The sequence below is a fragment of the Ensifer sp. Root278 genome (assembly GCF_001429285.1).
GTDB lineage: Bacteria > Pseudomonadota > Alphaproteobacteria > Rhizobiales > Rhizobiaceae > Ensifer.
The window spans coordinates 177908-197672 of record NZ_LMJJ01000044.1 but is presented as its reverse complement, the minus strand read 5'-3'; the positions used below and the strand labels follow the sequence as shown (position 1 = coordinate 197672).

At 62.1% G+C, this 19765-nt stretch carries 17 protein-coding genes; 1 reads left to right on the top strand and 16 read right to left on the bottom strand.

Annotated elements, in window-relative coordinates; all coding sequences use genetic code 11:
• Positions 1-212: 212 nt before the first annotated feature.
• From ASE60_RS32595 to ASE60_RS32525, 15 genes are all read right to left on the bottom strand, one after another.
• Complete coding sequence (locus ASE60_RS32595; RefSeq protein WP_057255831.1) at positions 213-1766, bottom strand: peptidoglycan DD-metalloendopeptidase family protein; 1554 nt, start codon at positions 1764-1766, stop codon at positions 213-215.
• Positions 1767-1985: 219 nt separating this feature from the next.
• Positions 1986-2630 (bottom strand): hypothetical protein, encoded by a 645-nt coding sequence (locus tag ASE60_RS32590; protein ID WP_057255829.1) that lies wholly within the window; start codon positions 2628-2630, stop codon positions 1986-1988.
• Positions 2631-2811: 181 nt separating this feature from the next.
• Positions 2812-3465 carry a protein-L-isoaspartate(D-aspartate) O-methyltransferase gene (locus ASE60_RS32585; RefSeq protein WP_057255827.1) on the bottom strand — a complete coding sequence of 218 codons (654 nt, stop codon included), beginning with the start codon at positions 3463-3465 and terminating at the stop codon, positions 2812-2814.
• Entirely contained in the window at positions 3466-4233 is a 768-nt protein-coding gene (gene surE, locus ASE60_RS32580) for a 5'/3'-nucleotidase SurE (protein ID WP_057255825.1), read from the bottom strand.
• Positions 4234-4260: 27 nt separating this feature from the next.
• Positions 4261-5544: a serine--tRNA ligase gene (gene serS, locus ASE60_RS32575; protein WP_057255822.1), complete on the bottom strand. Its 1284-nt coding sequence runs from the start codon at positions 5542-5544 to the stop codon at positions 4261-4263.
• A gap of 46 nt (positions 5545-5590) precedes the next feature.
• Positions 5591-6433: a twin-arginine translocase subunit TatC gene (tatC, locus tag ASE60_RS32570; RefSeq protein WP_057255820.1), complete on the bottom strand. Its 843-nt coding sequence runs from the start codon at positions 6431-6433 to the stop codon at positions 5591-5593.
• Complete coding sequence (gene tatB, locus ASE60_RS32565; RefSeq protein ID WP_057255818.1) at positions 6430-7107, bottom strand: Sec-independent protein translocase protein TatB; 678 nt, start codon at positions 7105-7107, stop codon at positions 6430-6432. The genes tatC and tatB overlap by 4 nt, the downstream gene beginning before the upstream one ends.
• Positions 7108-7181: 74 nt before the next feature.
• Complete coding sequence (locus ASE60_RS32560; RefSeq protein ID WP_057255816.1) at positions 7182-7388, bottom strand: twin-arginine translocase TatA/TatE family subunit; 207 nt, start codon at positions 7386-7388, stop codon at positions 7182-7184.
• 93 nt (positions 7389-7481) lie between these two features.
• A complete protein-coding gene (locus ASE60_RS32555; RefSeq protein ID WP_057255814.1) occupies positions 7482-8594 on the bottom strand; it encodes an ABC transporter ATP-binding protein in 1113 nt (370 codons plus the stop codon).
• A 76-nt stretch (positions 8595-8670) separates the two neighbouring features.
• A complete protein-coding gene (gene scpB / locus ASE60_RS32550) occupies positions 8671-9402 on the bottom strand; it encodes an SMC-Scp complex subunit ScpB (RefSeq protein WP_057255812.1) in 732 nt (243 codons plus the stop codon).
• On the bottom strand, positions 9395-10213 hold the full coding sequence (locus ASE60_RS32545; RefSeq protein ID WP_057256073.1) for a ScpA family protein: 819 nt from the start codon (positions 10211-10213) through the stop codon (positions 9395-9397). The genes scpB and ASE60_RS32545 overlap by 8 nt, the downstream gene beginning before the upstream one ends.
• A gap of 84 nt (positions 10214-10297) precedes the next feature.
• Positions 10298-11314 carry a beta-N-acetylhexosaminidase gene (nagZ, locus tag ASE60_RS32540; protein WP_057255810.1) on the bottom strand — a complete coding sequence of 339 codons (1017 nt, stop codon included), beginning with the start codon at positions 11312-11314 and terminating at the stop codon, positions 10298-10300.
• Positions 11315-11468: 154 nt separating this feature from the next.
• On the bottom strand, positions 11469-14384 hold the full coding sequence (locus ASE60_RS32535) for an SPOR domain-containing protein (RefSeq protein WP_057255808.1): 2916 nt from the start codon (positions 14382-14384) through the stop codon (positions 11469-11471).
• Between the two features lie 63 nt (positions 14385-14447).
• Entirely contained in the window at positions 14448-16208 is a 1761-nt protein-coding gene (gene argS / locus ASE60_RS32530; protein ID WP_057255806.1) for an arginine--tRNA ligase, read from the bottom strand.
• A 96-nt stretch (positions 16209-16304) separates the two neighbouring features.
• Positions 16305-17522 (bottom strand): deoxyguanosinetriphosphate triphosphohydrolase, encoded by a 1218-nt coding sequence (locus ASE60_RS32525; RefSeq protein WP_057255805.1) that lies wholly within the window; start codon positions 17520-17522, stop codon positions 16305-16307.
• Positions 17523-17735: 213 nt separating this feature from the next.
• Here ASE60_RS32525 and erpA point away from each other — a divergent pair, with 213 nt between their 5' ends.
• Entirely contained in the window at positions 17736-18068 is a 333-nt protein-coding gene (erpA, locus tag ASE60_RS32520) for an iron-sulfur cluster insertion protein ErpA (RefSeq protein WP_057255803.1), read from the top strand.
• A gap of 33 nt (positions 18069-18101) precedes the next feature.
• Here erpA and ASE60_RS32515 read toward each other — a convergent pair whose 3' ends face one another.
• Positions 18102-19565 (bottom strand): phospholipase D-like domain-containing protein, encoded by a 1464-nt coding sequence (locus ASE60_RS32515; RefSeq protein ID WP_057255801.1) that lies wholly within the window; start codon positions 19563-19565, stop codon positions 18102-18104.
• Positions 19566-19765 lie beyond the last annotated feature (200 nt).

The window sequence follows — 19765 nt, the reverse complement described above, 5'->3', positions numbered from 1 at the left end:
CGCTGGCCAAATCTGCTCGACCATGGACAAAAAAATACCGCCCGCCGAAATCCGGCGGGCGGTATCTGATTCTTACGCTTCCTACAGCGCCGCGCGTCTTATCAGACGCGCAAAGGTCGCTGTAGCACTTTGATTTTCTGCATGTCTTTGTCTTTAAATCGAGCTCGATTTAAGGAGACATGCAGTAGATCCAGTCAGACCCGGAGACCGGACTATTCGAGGAAAGTCGAAGGGTTCACCGCGGTCGCATTCTTGCGCACCTCGAAGTGCACCTGCGGCTGGCTGGCGCGACCCGTCATGCCGGAAGCCGCGAGCGTCTGGCCGCGCTGTACCTTCTGGCCACGCTGAACCTTGAGTTCGGAAGCGTTGCCGTAGACCGTGACCGTGCCATCGTCATGGCGAACCAGGACAGCGTTGCCGAGTTCCTTCAGGCTGCTGCCCGAGTAGATGACGACGCCGTTCTCGGCCGCCTTGATCGGCGTGCCCTCAGGCACCGAGATGTTGATGCCGTCGTTGCGGTTGCCGTCGACGTTGGCGCCGTAGCCGGCAACCACTGCGCCGCGAACAGGCCAGCGATACTTGCTGATCCCAGTCGACTTCGGCGAGTCCTCATCGACATCCGCCTTGAGCGCAGCAACGTCCGTAACGCTCTGCTTGGCGGCCGGCGGCTGGTATTCTGCCGGTTTACCTTTTTCGAGTGAGGCAACCTGCGGCTGCTCAGCCTTCTTGCTCGGAACCGATGCGGTTTTGACCTGGTCCGGCGCGGCACCCGCCGCACCCGGCAGCTGCAGCGTCTGGCCGACGCGGATCGATTCTGCGCTCAGACCGTTCGCCTGCTTGAGGGCTGCGACAGACACGCCCGTCGTCTTGGCAATGCGATTGAGCGAGTCGCCGGGCTTCACGGTGTAGGTGCCACCGCCACTGCCTTCGCCGTTCGTCGCCGGCTTGCCGGCAACGACATCCGTCTTGCCAGCGTTCTTGTCGCGAGACTGGGCGGAGCCCGGCAGGATTGCAACGTCGCGCTGATCGTTGGGCAAGGGCGAAGGCTGGCGCTTGCTACCATCGAGACCAGCGATCGAGTTGGTCGCAGCCCCCTTCGCAGGGCTACCGACGGAACCAAAGGTCGGGATGACCAGGCGCTGGCCGGTTTCGACCTGAGCAGCCGATTGCAGACCGTTGGCCTTCAGAATTTCCTTCTCGGGAACGCCGAAGCGCTTGGAGAGAACTGCGACGTTGTCGCCGGGCCGAACCATGATCGTCGGCGCATTCTGCGTCGTCCAGCCGCTCTTGCTTGCGGTTTCGTTGACGGCCGCCGGGAGCGTCTGCTGCGTCGCGATTGCCGCCTGCTGACGAGCAGCGGGGAACGGCTGCGCTTCTGGACGCTGACGCGTCGTCGCGCTCGGATCGGTCAGGGTCGTGCGCTGGACGGAGATCGGCGTTGACGCACCACGGGCAGCCGACACCGGAGTGGAAGCGGTATTCACTGGATCATAGCCACCCTGCGCGCTTGCAGTCGGATAGGGTTGGCCGAGAGCACCGTTATCCGCCGGAGAAGCTGCCGCCATCTGGCCGACTGCCACGTCGCCACGCGGAACCGGCGTCGCATCGCGCGGAATTGAATTTGTGGTGATGTTGTCCGACCGGGAGAACAGGCCATCAAATCGGCTGACATCCGAACTGCAGCCCGTTGCGGCGCCTGCTAGCAGGACCGCCACGCAAAGGCGGATCGTGGACTTTCCAACCCCGGGAGATACAAACTGACGCATGACGCTTACCCACTCCGAACGCAACTCGATGTGGGATGATTAAAGCGTATTAGAGTTACCGCCCGGTTAAGGTCAGCACCACCAAAGGACTAATTTGACGAAACGCTAACCATAGGCCCGGCCGGCCATCTGAGAATGCCGATCGGCCTGGCCGCACGCCGCGAGCGTCCCGCCACGCTTCGCGGGCGCAGAAGCCCCGCGTGCGGCAATCGCGAGAACCTAGCTCAGTTCGGAATAGAGACGCTCGATTTCCGAAACGGAACGCCGCTCCGTTGGTTCATCTTCATAGCTGATGCTTGTCAGATCCCAGGCGAAAATCGGACGCCCCTCGGGACGGACCGGGGTTTCGGACTGAGCGGTCTTGTCTTCTTCAAGCAGGACACTCACCAGCGTCTGGAACGTGGTGTCGCCGTCCGCACCGCTCGCCCGTTCATATTCAAGCGACCGCAGACCGGCCACGGCGGCCTCACGCGTCCCAAAATAGCGCAGGCTGTCCTGATCTTCGGGACGAAGGCTGTCGTAGTAGTCGATGAAGTTCTTGTAGTAGCCCTCATGATCCCCGGCATCGAGAAATTTGCCGAAGGCCTGGTATTCGCGCAACGCCAGCTGCGGAGACAGGCGGTTGTTCCACTCGTCGCGGCTGAGCGCCGGCTGTCCGTCCGATGCCTTCTTCGTCTGGCTGAGATAGAGCAGAGCATCGGCGGAAAGCGAGATGCGCGGAGTGGGGTCGAAGAGACTCGCCGCGAGCGCCTGTGCGGACTGTTCGTCCTTGCCGGCGGAATTCGCCTGGCCGGCGTTGCGCCCTGCAAGATTATTCAGCCCGTCGCCCGATGCTGCGGCCGTCAGCCTGTTCGCGATCTGCATTTGCCGTCTCCGTCAATCTCACGATCCGGCAGCAACATCCCAGTCGTGCAAGAGCGACGACTCGCGGGCGGAACCTATCGTGCAGTGGAGGGGTATGGCGCGAAGCTTGCGCGAGGCTGGACGCGGTTAAGAATTCCTTAACGCACCAAAGTGCCGGCGGAGATGTTCGGCAGCGGCCGTATCACAGGAACGACGCGAGCTGCGGCACGATCGGAAGGTAGGGCGCATCGAACAGATCCTCGCGATCGAAGCGGCTTCCCGTTCGGTTGACCCGAACGACCCGGCAATGAGTCTCACTCATCATGATCGGCACCACCAAGGTTCCGCCTGAGACGAGATGATCGGAAAACATGCGCGGCAGGCTATTGAAGGCAGCGGTGATCAGGATGCGGTCGAACGTGCCCTCGCCCGGCACCCCGGCGCTGCCATCCGCATGGCGAACGATGACGTTGCGAACGCCTGATTTCTCAAGGTTTTTCTGCGCCGTACCGACGAGTGTCTGATAGCGGTCGATCGTCAGGACGCGTTCAGCCACCCGCCCCATCACAGCCGCGGTAAAGCCGCTGCCGGTACCGACCTCGAGGATGCGCTGTCCTGTCTTCAGGTTCAGACAATGCAGCAACCGCACCGCGAAATCATAGCCTTCCATGAACGAGCCGCACTCGAGCGGAATCGTGCGCTGCGAGTAAGCCTCGGCCTGATATTGCGGCGGCGCGAACTGGCCGCGCGAGGTCTGCTCGACCGCCTTGAGAAGGTCATGATTGATGATGCCGGCGGCGCGCAGCCGCAGCACCATCTTGGCAAAGCCTTCCTGTTCCGAAACGCGCACGCTCAATCAATGAGCCCCTTCGTTCAAAGCCCGCATCAGACGGTCCTGGACGCTATAGTCCGTCAGGTCGAGCTTGAGCGGCGTCACCGAGATGTGATTCTCGCGCAGAGCGTGAATGTCGGTTCCGGCGCGAAAATCGCCGAACCGCTCGCCGAAGCGCAGCCAGAAGTAGGGAAAACCACGGCCGTCCGTCCGCTCATCGATCGACAGGCCAAAGTCGAGCTTGCCTTGCGACGTTACCTCGATCCCGGCAACGGTGTCAGCCGAGCAGTTCGGGAAATTGACGTTGAGGAACGTGCCATCGGGCAGGTCCACGGCCATCATTTTGCGGATCAGGCCCGGCGCGTGTGTCTCCACCACATCCCAAGGCACAGCCTTGCCGACGGCGTGGTGATAGGCCTGGCTGAGCGCGATCGCGCGAATACCCTGCAACGTGCCCTCGATAGCGCCCGCAACCGTGCCGGAATAGGTCACGTCATCGGCCATGTTGGCACCGATGTTGACGCCGGAGAGCACGAGATCAGGCTTGCGATCCAGCACCTTGCGAACCGCCATGATGACGCAATCCGTCGGCGTGCCCCGGAGGGCAAAGCGCTTCTCGGCGATCTGCCGGAGCCGCAGCGGCTCCGACAGGGTCAGCGAATGCGCCAAACCGCTCTGGTCCGCTTCGGGTGCCACGACCCAGACATCGTCCGAGATCGTCCTGGCGACCCTTTCGAGCACAGCGAGACCTTCAGCATGAATGCCGTCATCGTTTGTCAGCAGGATCCGCATGGTTGCCGTCCTTCCCTTGACGTCCGCTCAGACGGCCTTCTCGATGCGCGTCTGGCCGCCCATATAGGGCACCAGCACATCCGGCACCGATACCGAACCGTCTTCGTTCAGATAGTTTTCGATGACGGCGATCAGCGCGCGCCCGACGGCGACACCGGATCCGTTCAACGAATGAACGAAGCGCGTGCCCTTGTCTTCCTTGGTGCGGTAGCGGGCATTCATCCGGCGGGCCTGGAAATCGCCGCAGACCGAGCAGGACGAAATCTCGCGGTAGGTATCCTGTCCCGGCAGCCAGACCTCCAGATCATAGGTCTTGCGTGCACCGAAGCCCATGTCGCCGGTGCAGAGCGTCATCACACGGTAGTGCAGACCCAAGCGCTTCAGCACCTCTTCCGCACACGCCGTCATGCGCTCGTGCTCATCCACCGAAGTTTCGGCATCGGTGATCGAAACCAATTCGACCTTGTTGAACTGGTGCTGGCGCAGCATGCCGCGGGTGTCGCGACCGGCCGAACCCGCCTCCGAGCGGAAGGACGGCGTCAGCGCGGTGAAGCGCAGCGGCAGCTTTTCGCCTTCGAGGATCTGCTCGCGAACGATGTTGGTGAGCGGCACTTCTGCAGTCGGGATCAGCCAGCGACCGTCCGTCGTGCGGAACAGGTCTTCGGCAAATTTCGGCAGCTGTCCCGTACCGTACATCGCATCGTCGCGCACGAGGAGCGGCGGCTGCACTTCGGTGTAGCCGTGTTCCTGGGTGTGCAGGTCGAGCATGAACTGGCCGAGCGCACGCTCGAACCGGGCCAGCTGGCCTTTCAGGATCGTGAAGCGCGAGCCGGAAATGCGGGCAGCCCCTTCGAAATCCATGAGGCCGAGCGCCTCGCCGATCTCGAAATGCTCGCGCGGCTGGTGATTCCAGGTGGGCTTGTTGCCGACCACGCGCTTGACGACGTTGCCGGTCTCATCTTCGCCGACCGGAACGTCCTCGAGCGGGATGTTCGGAATGCGGGAGAGCGCGTCGTTGAGCTCTGTTTCCACCTTGCGGCTGTCTTCCTCAAGCGCCGGCATGGCGTTCTTGAGTTCGGCCACCTCGGCCTTCAGTTTTTCGGCAAGCTCGGCGTTCTTCTGCGCCATAGCGGCGCCGATGTCCTTGGACGCAGCGTTGCGGCGCGACTGCATGTGCTGCAGCGACTGAAGGATCGTGCGGCGGCGTTCGTCGAGGGCGATCAGCGACGCCGACAAAGGCTCCGCGCCCCGCTTCGCCAGGGCGGCGTCCAGCATCTCGGCATTTTCACGGATCCATTTAATATCAAGCATTGTCGTTCCACGCGTTGGTCAACTCACGGCGCGAAATCTCGAATGCTCAGCCCTTGGCGGGGCCGACCTCTCCGGAAGATCCTTCCTGCGACTCGGCAACTTCGCTCTTGAGCGCGTCCGCTGCCCGCTGTCTTTCGATGAGTCGCGCCGTATAGATCGAAATTTCGTAGAGAAGGATGGCTGGCAGTGCAAGGCCGATCTGGGAAACGGGATCGGGCGGCGTCAAGATGGCTGCGACGAAGAACGCAATGACGATCGCGTACTTTCGCTTATCCTTGAGGCCCTGGGAAGTGACGAGCCCGACGCGCGCAAGCAACGTCGTCACCACCGGCAACTGGAAGACGAGGCCGAAAGCGAAGACCAGCGACATGATCAGACTCAGGTATTCCGATACCTTTGGCAGGAGCTGGATTGCCACCTGCCCTTCGCCGCCGCCCTGCTCCATGGCCAGAAAAAACCACATAACCATGGGCGTGAAGAAGAAATAGACCAGGGCGCCCCCCATGAGGAACAGTATCGGCGACGCGACCAGGAATGGCAGGAAGGCAGCGCGTTCGTTCTTGTAGAGGCCTGGGGCGACAAACTTGTAGATCTGCGCGGCGATCACGGGAAAGGCGATGACCATAGCGCCGAACATCGCCACCTTGATCTGGGTAAAGAAGAATTCCTGCGGGGCCGTATAAATCAGCTCGACATTGCGATGGTTCAGGCCGGCCCAGCCCACTGCCCATTTGAACGGCAGCACCAAAAGGTTGAAGAGGCCCTTGGCAAAGTAGAAGCAGACGAGGAACGCCATGAAGAACGCACCGACGGCCCACATCAGGCGTCTGCGCAATTCGATCAGATGCTCGATCAGCGGCTGCGGCCGGTCCTCGATATCGCCGCTCATGCTTCACCTTTCTTGCGCGTGCTGGCGCGCGGCTTGGACGTCTTGGTAGCCGGCTCGGCTGGAGCGGGCTTCGACGACTTCTTCTCGGCCACCGCCTTTGCGGGTGCCTTTGCCGGAGTTTTGGGCGCAGCCGCCTTTGGCGTTGCAGATTTCTTTGCCACCGGTGCCGGATCGGCCTTCGCCTTTGGCATCCGCTTGGGCTTTTCAGCCGGGACGGCAACCTCGGCGCGCTCGAGCTGACGAGTGGCAGAGCCTACGGCCGCAGCGGCGACCGCATCTGCGGGCTTCGCTTCCGCGACAGCTACCGGAGCGGCCATGACCGGCTCCGCAGTCGCGGGCTCGGTGGTACCCGTCGTGGCGGGCTTATCAGGCGTCGCAGCCTTCTGCAGGTCCGATTTGATATCGTTGCCGATCTGGCGAAGCGGATTCATCGCATCCCTGAGCGCATTGGCCGGGTTGAGACTTTGCGCATCGCTGATCGTTTTTCGGACGTCGTCCAGATCCGCTTCGCGCAACGCTTCATCGAACTGCTGACGGAACTCGGAGGCCATGCCACGCAATTTCGTGGTCATGCGCCCGAATGCCCGCAGCATCGGCGGCAGATCCTTCGGCCCGACAACGACAATGAGAACGATTGCAATGACGACAAGCTCGGTCCAGCCGATATCAAGCATTTGATATGTCCTGCAAATCCATGATCCAGCCCGCCTGGCATCAATGCCAGCCGGGCCCTACGGACGCTTGATCGTTAGCGAACTTCGTCTGACTTGTGGTCGACCGTCTTGTTGTCGATCGTCTTGTCAGCCGAACCGGCGTCGTCCTCGCTCATGCCCTTCTTGAAGTTCTTGATGCCTTTGGCAACGTCGCCCATCAATTCCGGAATCTTGCCACGGCCGAACAATAGCAGGACCACCGCCAAAAAGATTAGCCAGTGCCAGATGCTTAAGGACCCCATGCTCTTACTCCCTTGAGGCTCTCATCAAAATTAAGAGCCTGCCACATGTCAAATTTCAGCCGTGCCACGGACAATCGCGCCTTGCGATCGACCCTAAGACGTTGGTGCGTCTTTTTCAAACAGCAATATATCCCGCTCGTTAACCGAAAGCATTACGTCACGCAATCCTTGCGGCAATTGGTCCGCGCGGATACGGGCGCGCACAATGTCCTCGCAGCCCGGCACGGCCAGTTCCAACAACTCCACCACACCGATGAACCGGCGGGAAACGATGCGCGCAGGCGTGTCGCCATTCTCCTCGCCGACGCGCACCCCGGAAAGCCGCACCGCGACCGAAACGCGCTCCCCTTCGCCGTGGCGCCCGGCCGCTACGGTGCCGACCGGCGTATCGACGCGGCCATTGCGAACCTGCGCATTGAACACGTTGATTTCCGAGAAGAAACCGGCCGCAAAGAGGTTTCTCGGATGGCGGTAAAGCTCATCTGCCGTACCAACCTGGACAAGTCGCCCATCTTGCAGCAGCGCAATTCGATCGGCCATGCGCATCGCTTCTTCCGCATCGTGGGTGACGACGATCGCCGTCGCCCGGGTCTCTCTGAGGATAGCGAGCGTATCGGCGCGGATCGAATCCTTCAGACGCGAGTCGAGGCCGGAAAACGGTTCGTCCATCAAAAGTACGGCAGGACGCGGCGCAAGCGCGCGCGCAAGCGCCACACGCTGCTGCTCGCCGCCGGAAAGCACGTGCGGGTACTGGTTAGCGTAGTGGGAGAGCCCCACACGCTCGAGTGCCGCGTCCGCCTGGTTCAGGGCTTCCTTCTTTGGAATCGCCGTCAGGCCAAAGCGGACGTTGTCGCGAATGGACATGTGCGGGAAGAGCGCGAAATCCTGGAACATCAGCCCGACACCGCGTTTTTCGGGCGGCAGGAAAACCGTGGGGCCGGAAATCTCCTGGCCATTGAGCAGAAGGCGTCCCGTGCTCTGCTTCTCGATCCCTGCGGCGATACGCAGCAAGGTCGTCTTGCCGGACCCAGACGGACCGAGCAGGCAAAGGACCTCGCCGGCCTTGGCCGCCAGGCTGACGCCCTTGATCGTTTCCTTGGCGTGATAGCTGTGATGAATATCTTCGAAGGCCAGGCTCGCCGCGAAGGATACACCCGCCGTCCGTCGCGTTGTCATGACGGGAGCGTCCTGCGGATCTGAAACCATGCTTGCATTCCTTGACACCAGTCGCGCCCGCTGAAACGGCCGGGCGCCAGGGAAAGCCGATATCCCCATTCAGGTTTTAATCAGCTTCTTCGCCCTTCGGTGTCAAGAGCCCCAGTTCTTCAAGGTCCAGCTGGGTGATGGGGTCTTCGTTCTCGGCAAGTTCGTCTTCGCCTACCGGAACGGGAATATTGAGATTGGACGGCACGCGGCCGGAAAGCAGCCCCGCCCCCTTCAGCTCCTCGATACCCGGCAGGTCGCGCAGTTCTTCGAGACCGAAGTGATCGAGAAAATCGCGGGTGGTGCCGAAGGTGACCGGCCGGCCCGGCGTGCGCCGGCGTCCCCTGAAGCGGACCCAGCCCGCTTCCATCAGCACGTCGAGCGTGCCCTTCGACGTCTGAACCCCGCGGATATCCTCGATCTCCGCGCGGGTCACCGGCTGGTGGTAGGCAATGATGGAAAGAACTTCGAGCGCAGCGCGCGAGAGCTTGCGGACCTCCTGTTCGTCGGTCTGCACGACGAAGGAGAGATCGGCTGCCGTGCGGAAAGCCCAGTGGTCGGCGACCTGAACCAGGTTGACGCCGCGCGTCGCGTAGAGCGCCTTCAGCCGCATCATGATGCGACCGACATCGGCACCACGCGGCAGGCGACTTTCGATATAGGTCTCCGACACCGGCTGCGCCGAAGCAAACACCAGGGCTTCCGCGATCCGCTCGGCTTCCTGCTCCATCCGAGGATCGAAGGTCGGCGTCGCTCCGATCTCATCGTCCTCGTCGGAAGCTTCGGGCACGTACTTTTGGGCTTCAGCCACGGGCTGCCTCCATTTCGGCAAGCGTCTCCGCATCGATCGGGTTCGGTCCGCGCCGAAGATAGATGGGCGCAAAGGCCTCTTCCTGGCGGATCTCCAGCCGGCCCTCGCGAACCATCTCGAGCGAAGCTGCGAAGGAACTGGCGATCGCCGTTGCCCGCTCCTTCGGCGTCGTCATGTAGCGGATGAGAAAATGATCGAGCGCTGTCCAATCGTCGAGACCGCCGATCATGCGCGCCAGTATCAGGCGCGCGTCGGCAAGCGACCACACATGGCGCTTCTCGATCGTCACCTGCGTGATCGCCTGACGCTGACGCAGGCTCGCATAGGCGCTCAGGAGATCATAGAGCGAGGCATCGAAGCCGGACTTCTTCTCGGTGACGATATGTTCCGGGGCACCGCGAACGAAGACATCCCGGCCGAGCCGGTTTCTATTGATGAGCCTTGTTGCCGCCTCACGCATCGCCTCCAGGCGTTTCAGCCGGAAAGCCAGGGCCGAGGCCATTTCCTCGCCCGTTGGACCGTCGTCCTTCGCCTGTTGTGGGATCAGCAGGCGCGATTTCAGATAGGCAAGCCATGCCGCCATGACGAGATAGTCGGCGGCAAGCTCGATGCGGATGCTGCGCGCCCGCTCGATGAAGGCGATATATTGCTCGGCGAGTGCAAGTACGGAGATGCGCGAAAGATCGACACGCTGGCTGCGGGCAAGATGAAGCAGGAGATCGAGCGGGCCTTCGAAACCGGCAAGATCAACCACCAGCGCTTCTTCATGCAGCCCGCGCTCTGAAGTCTCTTCCTGCCACAGGGGCTCCATCGGCGCCTTCGACGCAGGCTTGCCTTGTCTTTCGCCCGCATTGCTCACTGACAGTCCAATCCTTTCCTGCCGGCCGCGCCTACCTTACACCGTCGCGAACTGGCCGTTAAACTCCGTCCGTAGATCGCTTTCGCTCGCATCGTCAGGCGCCCGGAACGCCGCTTCGACAGCCTTCGCCCGACGCAGGCTCTCGCCGGCGAGAACCGGCACCACGTCGGCGACGGCCTTCATTTCTTCCATTATGCCATGACAATGCAAGACGAGATCAAGCCCCGCGGCGATGATGTTGCGCGCGCGAGTGGTCATGTCGCCGGCCAGCGCGTTCATCGAGACGTCGTCCGACATCAAAAGACCGTCGAAACCGATGTGACCGCGAATGATCTCGCGCACCACCTTCGCCGAGGTTGTCGCCGGATTGTCCGGGTCGATCGTCGTGAAGACCATGTGCGCCGACATCGCCATCACCTCGTCCTTCATCGCAACGAAGGGCAGGAAGTCGCTGGCGGCAAGCTCTTCGAAAGTAGCCCTGACCACAGGCAGATTGTGGTGCGAGTCGACGAAGGTGCGGCCGTGACCGGGCATGTGCTTCATGACAGGCAGCATGCCGCCGGCCTTCAACCCCTCGCCCATCGCGCGGCCGATCGCCGTTACGGCCTCAGGGGCGTGACCATAAGCGCGATTACCGATGACGTCGTGGCTGCCGGGCACCGGCACATCGAGCACCGGCAGACAATCGACCGTGATGCCGAAGCGCATCAGGTCGAAGGCGTGGAGGCGTCCCATCAGCCAGGCAGCACGCAGACCGAGCTCCCGGTCGCGGCGATAGATTTCGCCGATCGCCGCGCCATTCGGGTATTGCTGGACGAGCGGTGGCCGAATGCGCTGCACGCGCCCGCCTTCCTGGTCGATGAGCACAGGCGCGTTCGGATTGCCGATGCTGTCGCGAAGTGACGCCACCAGATCGGAAATCTGCTGCTCCTCGCCGATATTGCGCCCGAACAGGATGAAGCCCCATGGCCGCTCGCCGGCAAAGAACTGGCGTTCGTCTTCGTTAAGAGAAAGGCCCTTGCAGCCCGAGATAAATGCTTTTGATTCGCTCATTGAGAGAGCATAGAGCGGGCGCCGCCCGGCGCGAAGCCACAAAGACGAAGCCCCGTCGTTCATGCACAAGGCCATGGGGCAAACGAAAACCCTGAAATGCGAAGGGCGCGGCCTATGAGCCGCGCCCTCCTCAACTCTATCCGTTGTGCCCGACTTACTTGGTCACCAGGCAGCTTCCGCCAGCGCCCTTGTACTTGGAGCACAGGGCATTTGCCTCTTCCTTGGAGCCGGCCGGGATGCGGACGCGATAGTAGGTGCCCTTGCCGGCGATCTCCGCCTTGCGGATATCGACGCCACGGCCGCCAATGACGCTGCCGAACTTGCTGGAAAGGCTGTTGTAGGACTTCTGTGCTTCGGCTTCGGACGGCAAGGATGCGACCTGGATGAAGTATCCGCCGGTCGGAACCGATGCGGTTGCAACCTGCTGCGCCGGCTGGGCTTCTGCAGTGGCAACCGCCTGCTCTTCGGCCGGACGCACGTTGCCGCGCTCGGTAGCAGTGCCGGCAACTTTAGCCGGCTGCTCGACCGGACGCGCCTGCGGCGTCGGCGCCTTGTCGCCTGTTGCCGTCGTCGTCACGCTGCGAACCGGAACCTGTTCGATATCGGCATTGCCCGTTGCGGCAAGCGCCACCTGATCGACATTGGCCGATGCCTGACCGGCAGCAGTGACATCAGCCGAAGCGACTTCCTTCGAGGCCGCTTCCGGCAGCGGCTGCGTCGCACCGGCGACATCGGTCGCCGGTGCGGCAACCGGCTCTTCACGAGCAACCAGCGTGCCATCCGGCTTGACGATCATTGTGCGCACTTTGCGCGGTGCAACGGCCGGTGCCTTGTCTTCTTCCTGAGCGGCAGTCTGGGCGCCGCCATCCGGCAGCAAGCGAGCGCCGTCCTCGTCATCCGCCGGCAGGTTGGCCTGCACGCCGTCCGAGTCGTCGCTGCCTTCGAGCGGCAGCGTTTCCGGCGTCAGCGTCTTCTGAACGACGTCCATCGGCTCTTCGGTCGAAGAAACCAATGCTTCCTGCTGCGGCGCTCCGGCTTGGGCTCCAGCGACGCGATCGTAAACGGCCTTATCCTGGTTCGGTACGGTCTTGCCGCCCTTTTCTTCCGGCACGACCTTAACCGGTCCCTTGTCGGCGAGAATGATCTTGGGACCCTCGGCAGAGGTTACCGCACCACTGCCGCCCATCCAGGCGTAGACAGCCGCACCACCGAGAATGATGACGCCAGCAACGCTTGCCGCAAGCAGCATCGTGCGCTGCGATCGCCGACCCGAGCCGTAGTCGTGATAGTCGCCCGCATCGTCCTGGCTCTGCACCGGGGAAACCCGCTCGGCATCACGCGTCGGGGACTTCCGTTCGGTGATGGAGCGGCGGAAGTCCTCTTCCATCGCCTTCTCGAATTCGTCGAAATCGTCGAGCGCGCCGCCTCCGAACGACGGATTTGCATTTGCTGCCGGGGCCGGACGAGCCGCCTCGGCCTTTTCAACCGCGGCCGGACGGGCATCCTTGGCGGCCGGAGCCGGCGTGCCGAACAGCTGCGCCATTTCCGCGTCGATATCGAGGTCGTAGTCTGCCGGATAGGCGACCGGCTTTTCCGTTTCGATGACGGGCAGTTGCGGCACGTCCATGTCGGCGATCGGCGCAACGCCATTCTCGGCGTCGGCGATCATCGAGGGATCGAAGGGCAGCGTGCTTTCAGGCTGCACGTCCTGCTGCTCCACCGGGGCCGGAGCCACGAAGGTCTCGACGGAACGTTCCGGTTCACGCTGCGGAGCAACCGCTTCGATGACCGGCTGCGCAGCAGCCTGCGGCACGACCGCAGGTGCGACGGCAATCGGTTCGGTCGGCCCGAGGTCCGCAAGATCGAGCTTCAGTGCGGCATCGGAGAGCTCCATTTCGAAGTTCTCGATGTCGAAGCCCGGCTCGTTCTCCGGTTCTGCAACGGGCTGGACCGGCTGGACCGGCTGGGCAGCCTCGACCACCGGCGTAACGGCAGGAGTGGCGACTGCGGCAGCTGCCGCAACAGGCGCTGCCTGTGTCACGAGCGGACCGGCGAAGGCGCGCTGCTGGCTGGCGCCCGAGGGCGAAGCAACGGGCGTCGCCCGGCTGAAGGTCGGCGTAAAGGGATAGGGGCTCTTCTTCGCCGGCGTCGCAACCGTGTTTACCGGGGCGGCGGCGGGAGCAACGACCGGCTGTTGCGTGGCGTGAAGGGCAGGATGAGACTGCACGGCAGCGGCAACCACGGCGGTCACCGGCGGAACCGGGAAGCGCTCGATATCCGCAAGAAGATCGTCGCGGGCAGTGTCATGGCCAGCGGGCTCTTCCGGGATTGTCTCGCTCACGTATACGGTCTCGTCCGCGCGGTCCTCAGGAACGACGTCGAGGCTAGTAGCATCAAGGTTGGCGACCTCAAGGCTCGGCTCGTCGTAAACCGGGAACGGCTCGGGGACAGCAGCGGGCTCGGACCAAGCCGTCGACAATTCTGCGGCCGGTGCCTGCCAGTCGTCGACTACCTGTTCCTTCGCCTCAGATACCGGCTCTTCTTCGAACGGCAACAGATCGGCTTCGCCGAGCGACAGTTCGAGCTCGCGCTCCAGGTCGAACGCCGGCTCGTCGGCGACGAATTCCGCGCTATCGACTTCGGCACCCTGAGGGGCGGCCGAGAACGACTGCACCTCGACAACCTGCTCCGGTTCCTCTTCGGCGACAGCGGCCGGTGCTGCGACCGGCTCGGGCTGACGGAATATCGGCGCCTCGTACTCTTCCGCGAATTCGGCTACCGGCTCGATCCGGGCCTCTTCGACCGGCTGCGGCGCCGAAGCCGGCTCCACAACAGGCTGCTGCCCAGCACGGGGTGCATCGTAGCTGTCGAAAGCGCGAAGGAGTTCGTCTTCGAGATCGAAGGCGGGTTCCTGACGGACCGCCTCCTGATGTCGCTGCAACTCTTGCAATTGCTGTACGGCCGAACGGGCATCGTAACCGACGATCCGGGCGAGTTCGGCCAACGGATCATCGTCTGCCAATACATCGAATTCAGCCGGCCCGCTTCGTGCGAATTGTTTGTCTGCCATGCTCTCCACTCACAATTGCCTGTATTTATGTGCCAGTGCATTGTGGGAAAATGGTGACAATACTTATCGCATTTCCTCCGGTGCGGAGGTGCCTGTAATAGACAGGCCGGACTTCAATACCGAAGCGACAGCATGCACCAGCCCGAGTCTGGCAGTACTTAATTGTCTATTTTTATCGTTAACAAAACGTAATTCCGGATTCTCTTTACCTTTGTTCCAGTGTCCGTGGAAGGCAGCGGCAAGATCGTACAGGTAAAACGCGATGCGATGCGGCTCCTGAGCCAGTGCCGCGGCCTCGATCACGCGCGGATATTCTGCGAGCTTGGCAACGAGCTGAAGCTCCGTCGGATCCTCGATCTGCCCCTGAACCGCACCGGCGAAATCAAGCGATTCGATGTCCAGATCCGGGAACGCGTCCGCCGCCTGGCGGAACACAGACCGGCAACGCGCATGCGCATACTGCACGTAAAAGACCGGATTATCCTTGGACTGTTCTGTAACCTTGGCAAAGTCGAAGTCGAGCGGCTCGGAATTCTTCCGGTAGATCATCATGAAACGAACCGGATCACGGCCGACTTCATCGACGACTTCGCGCAGCGTGACGAAATCGCCGGAGCGCTTCGACATCTTCACCGGCTCACCGTCGCGGAAGAGCTTCACCAGTTGGCAGAGCAGAACCGTAAGTTTCGACGAACCGCCTGACACGGCGCGTGCCAGCGCCTCAAGCCGCTTGACGTAACCGCCGTGGTCGGCGCCCAGCACATAGATCATCTCGTCGAAGCCGCGGTCGAACTTGTCCTTGAAGTAGGCAACGTCGGCGGCGAAGTAGGTGTAGCTTCCATCCGACTTGATCAGCGGCCGGTCGATATCGTCACCGACCTCCGTCGAGCGGAACAGCGTCTGCTCGCGATCTTCCCAATCCTCCGGGAGCTGCCCCTTCGGCGGCGGCAACGTACCCTTGTAGACGTGCCCCTTGAAGGTCAGGTCGTTGATTGCCGTACGAATCGCAGCCGCCCCATTGGCGTGAAGCGTGCGTTCGGAGAAGAAGACGTCGTGAGTGACGTTCAACGCCGCGAGATCCTCTCGGATCATCACCATCATGGCATCGATCGTCCGGTCCTTGACGAGCGGCATCCACTTGTCTTCGGGCATCAGGCGCAGGCTCGTGCCGAATTCATCGGCGAGCGCTTCGCCAACCGGGACGAGATAATCACCCGGATAAAGACCCGGCGGGATTTCGCCGATGTCTTCACCAAGCGCCTGGCGATACCGCATGAAGGCAGAACGTGCGAGAACGTCGATCTGCGACCCGGCGTCGTTGATGTAGTATTCCTTGGTCACCGCATAACCGGCAAAGGCCAAAAGGTTGGCAAGCGCGTCCCCGACCACGGCGCCGCGGCAATGGCCGACATGCATCGGCCCCGTCGGGTTGGCCGAGACATATTCGACGTTGACCTTGCGGCCCGAACCGACGGTGCTGCGACCATAGTCGGGGCCGGTGCGCACCATGTTCGACAGCAGCTTCTGCCAATAGGAAACCGAAAGCCGGACGTTGATGAAGCCCGGACCGGCAACGGTCACTTCGGTGACTTCCGGATCCTGCTTGAGCTTCTCAACGATGAGTTCAGCGAGCGCCCGCGGGTTCAGGCCGAGGGGCTTGGCCAGTACCATGGCGGCATTGGTCGCGACATCACCGTGGCTTGGATCGCGCGGCGGCTCGACATTGACACGGCCGAAGTCAAGCTCGGATCGCTTTTCTCGAACGCTGTCAAGCGTTTCGAGAATGTCCTTAATTCTTGATTCGAAGTCCGTGAAGAGATTCATCTGATCCGTCCGCTTTTCCCGACCACATGTGGCCGGCGCAAAACTCAAAAAGGAGGCTCGGTTCGCTTGAACCGTAAGCCTCCGGGCGGGGCGTCCCTACCGCAAATCCGGCGTGTGGTCAAACAAGCGCTTGTGCACGCTGATCGCGAAGGTATCGGTCATGCCGGCCAGATAGTCGCCGACATGACGGGCCCTCGCCGGTTCGGCCATGCCCGAGATCTGATCGATCCAATAGTGCTCCCGCATCAATTGTGGGTCGTCCATGAAGGCATGATAGAGATCGCAGACGATCGACGCCGCACCTTCCCGCACCCGCATCACTTCCGGGTGGCGATAGATCCGGGTCATCAGCAGACGCTTGATCTGCTTGTCCGTCTCGCTCATCTCCTCGGAGAACGTCGCCATGACCGTACCCGCCTGACGTACCTCGGCTACGCTCTCGGGGCGAATGTCCGCGATACGCTGCTGGGCGACGCCGATCACGTCCTCGACCATTGCCGTGATCTGACGGCGCATGATTTCGTGCGTGAAGCGGCTGCTTTCAAGACCGGGATAGCGATCGTGAACCTCGCGCATCAGACGGGCAAGGAACGGCACGTCTTCCAGCATTTCGAAGGTCAGGTAGCCGGCCCGCAGGCCGTCATCGATATCATGGGTGTTGTAGGCGATATCGTCGGCGATGGCCGCGACCTGCGCCTCCAGGCTCGCGTAACTCGCCAGTTCCAGATCGTGAAGAGCACAGTAGTCCAGGATCGGCTGAGGGACCGGTCCACGCGTGCCCTGCCCGTCGGGCGTGAGCAACGGCCCATTGTGTTTGACCAGCCCCTCAAGACTCTCCCAGGTCAGGTTCAGCCCGTCGAACTCGGCGTAGCGCCGCTCGAGTTTGGTGACGATGCGCAGCGACTGGGCATTGTGGTCGAAGCCGCCATGGGGCTTCAGCATCTCGTGCAGGGCGTCCTCGCCCGTATGGCCGAACGGCGTGTGACCGAAATCGTGAACGAGGGCGACGCCTTCGGCGAGGTCCTCGTCGAGCTTGAGGGCACGCGCCAGGGCGCGGGCGATCTGCGCCACTTCGATCGTGTGCGTCAGCCGCGTCCGATAGTGGTCGCCGTCGGCAGCGATGAAGACCTGTGTCTTGTGCTTCAGCCGGCGAAAGGCCGTCGTGTGGACGATGCGATCGCGATCGCGCTGGAAATCCGAACGTGTCGCGCTCGACGCTTCCGGATAGAGCCTGCCGCGCGTCGCCCAGGGGTTCGACGCGAACGGCGCGTGTTCACCATAACCGAAGCCCAGCGCATTTTTGTCGAATGTCATTTTCCACCCAAATCGTCATCCCATTGACGGGACATTGAAGCCTTCATACCTATAGTGAAAGCCACGGAAACGCGTCGCGCAAGCATCGACCGATTCCGCAAGCGAAAGCAACGGCTTGGCCGCGGGGGTTGAAACGACCTCCGGCGTTGGCCGAGGCGGTGCTGCAAACGACAATCAAATCTCTCCGGTTCTTGACCCCGGCAGGAGGCAGATATGACGCAAGAAACCGTGACCCTTTCGGACGCTGCTGCAAAGCGGATCGCCACGATCCTTCGTTCGGACAGTCACAACAACGCGATGCGGGTGTCCGTCGAAGGCGGCGGCTGCTCGGGATTCTCCTATAAGTTCGACCTGGTCGACAGCGCCAACGACGACGATCTGGTGCTGGAGAAGAACGACGCCAAGGTGCTGATCGACAGCCTGTCGCTCGTCTATATGGGCGGCTCAGAGATCGACTTCGTCGACAACCTGCTCGGCCAGTCGTTTCAGATCAAGAATCCGAATGCGGTAGCAAGCTGCGGATGCGGAACGAGTTTTTCCATCTGAGCCAACGGCCACCTGGCCTGCCTGCGGTCGCCGTCAGAGATACGGCGACCCCAGCCAAAGCACACGGTTCGCCAGCCGGTCGATAAGTGGCTTGGCGCGCAAGGCCTCGAGCGTGACCGGTTCGGCCGAAGCCAGCACATCCGATATCATGCCGCCGATCGTATGGGCGAAACCATCGTCCAGCACTTCGAGATCGAACTCGAAGTTGAGACGCAGGGAACGCGGATCGAGATTGGTCGACCCAACATAGGCCCAGCGCTCGTCCACGATCAGAAGCTTCGAATGGTTGAAGGCGCCCTCGGCGCGCCAGACCCGACAATGACCTTTCAATACCTGATCGAACTGGGCGGTCATTGCGCGATCGACCAGAAGCAGATTGTTGACCGCCGGCACGATGATGTCGACCTCGACGCCCCGGCGCGCCGCGGTCACCAAGGCGCTGATCAGTTCGCGGTCCGGAAGGAAATAGGGCGACATCAGGCGGATGTTCTTGCGCGCCACCGAGAACGCCCCCATCAGCATCTTGTGATTGGTTTCGTTCGTGGCGTCCGGCCCTGAGGGTATGGCGCGCATCAGCACAGAAGACGTTTCTGCCGGCAAAGGCATTTCTTCGAGCGCCCAGGCACCGCCCGTCAGCATCTCCCCGCCGGAAAACTGCCAGTCCTCGGCGGCGACCTGAAAGATGTCGGCGACCACCGGGCCCGTTACCCGAAAGTGCGTGTCGAGGGCCGGCTCCTCGCCGGCAATCTCGCTGCTAAAGCCCGCCCGGATGTTCATGCCGCCGGCAAAGGCGACGCGGCCGTCGACCACGAGAATCTTTCGGTGCGTGCGCAGATTGGCATAGGGCAACCTCAGCCCCATGATGATATTGCCGTTGAAGACGGCCGTCGGAACGCCGGCCGTCTTCAGATGACCGACAATGCTGGGGACGGAGTAGCGCGCGCCGACTGCGTCGATCAGTACGCGCACCTGGACGCCACGCGCGATCGCGGCGATCAAGGCGTCGGAAAAGCGAAGGCCGACCACGTCGCGATCGAAGATATAGCTCTCTATCAGGATGCTGCGCTGCGCACCGGCAATGGCCACCAGCATGGCCTCATAGGCAGCATCCCCGCCGGCCAGCACCTCGATGCCGTTGCCGGAACACATGCGGTGCCGGGAAACACGGTCGCCGAGGATTTTCATCGCGGCAAAACGATTCCCGAAACTTCCGGCAATATCTGTTTCAGAGATATCGAACCTGCCGAACTGATCGGGGCCTTGCCCGCGCAGCAGTGCGCGTTGCGAGCCGATCGAGGAGCGGCGGATACGGTTGATGCCGGCAACGGCATAGAGCAATGCCCCGACGATCGGCGAGAGCAGAACGACACCGACCCAACCTGCGGCGGCGCGAACGTCGTCCTTGGTCATGGCGGCGTGAATGGCAGCCGGGATGCCAAGCGCGAAGGACAGCAGCGCCAGGATATGCGGCCAGTAGTTCTGCACGAGATCGATCATGCGCCGGACTATAGCCGGCCATGGATCGGAATCAATTCAAGCAGCCGCACCTATACCGTATATAAACTGCGCGCGGCGTCGCCCGTCGTCGTTGCAGCTCTGCCCAGCGCTGAAAGTCCGCAGGTATCGGATTTGTCAAAAGAATCCGGAGCGGCTAGAAGAGTCCCGCCGCAAGGACTCACCTGTATGGAAGGGCGTTT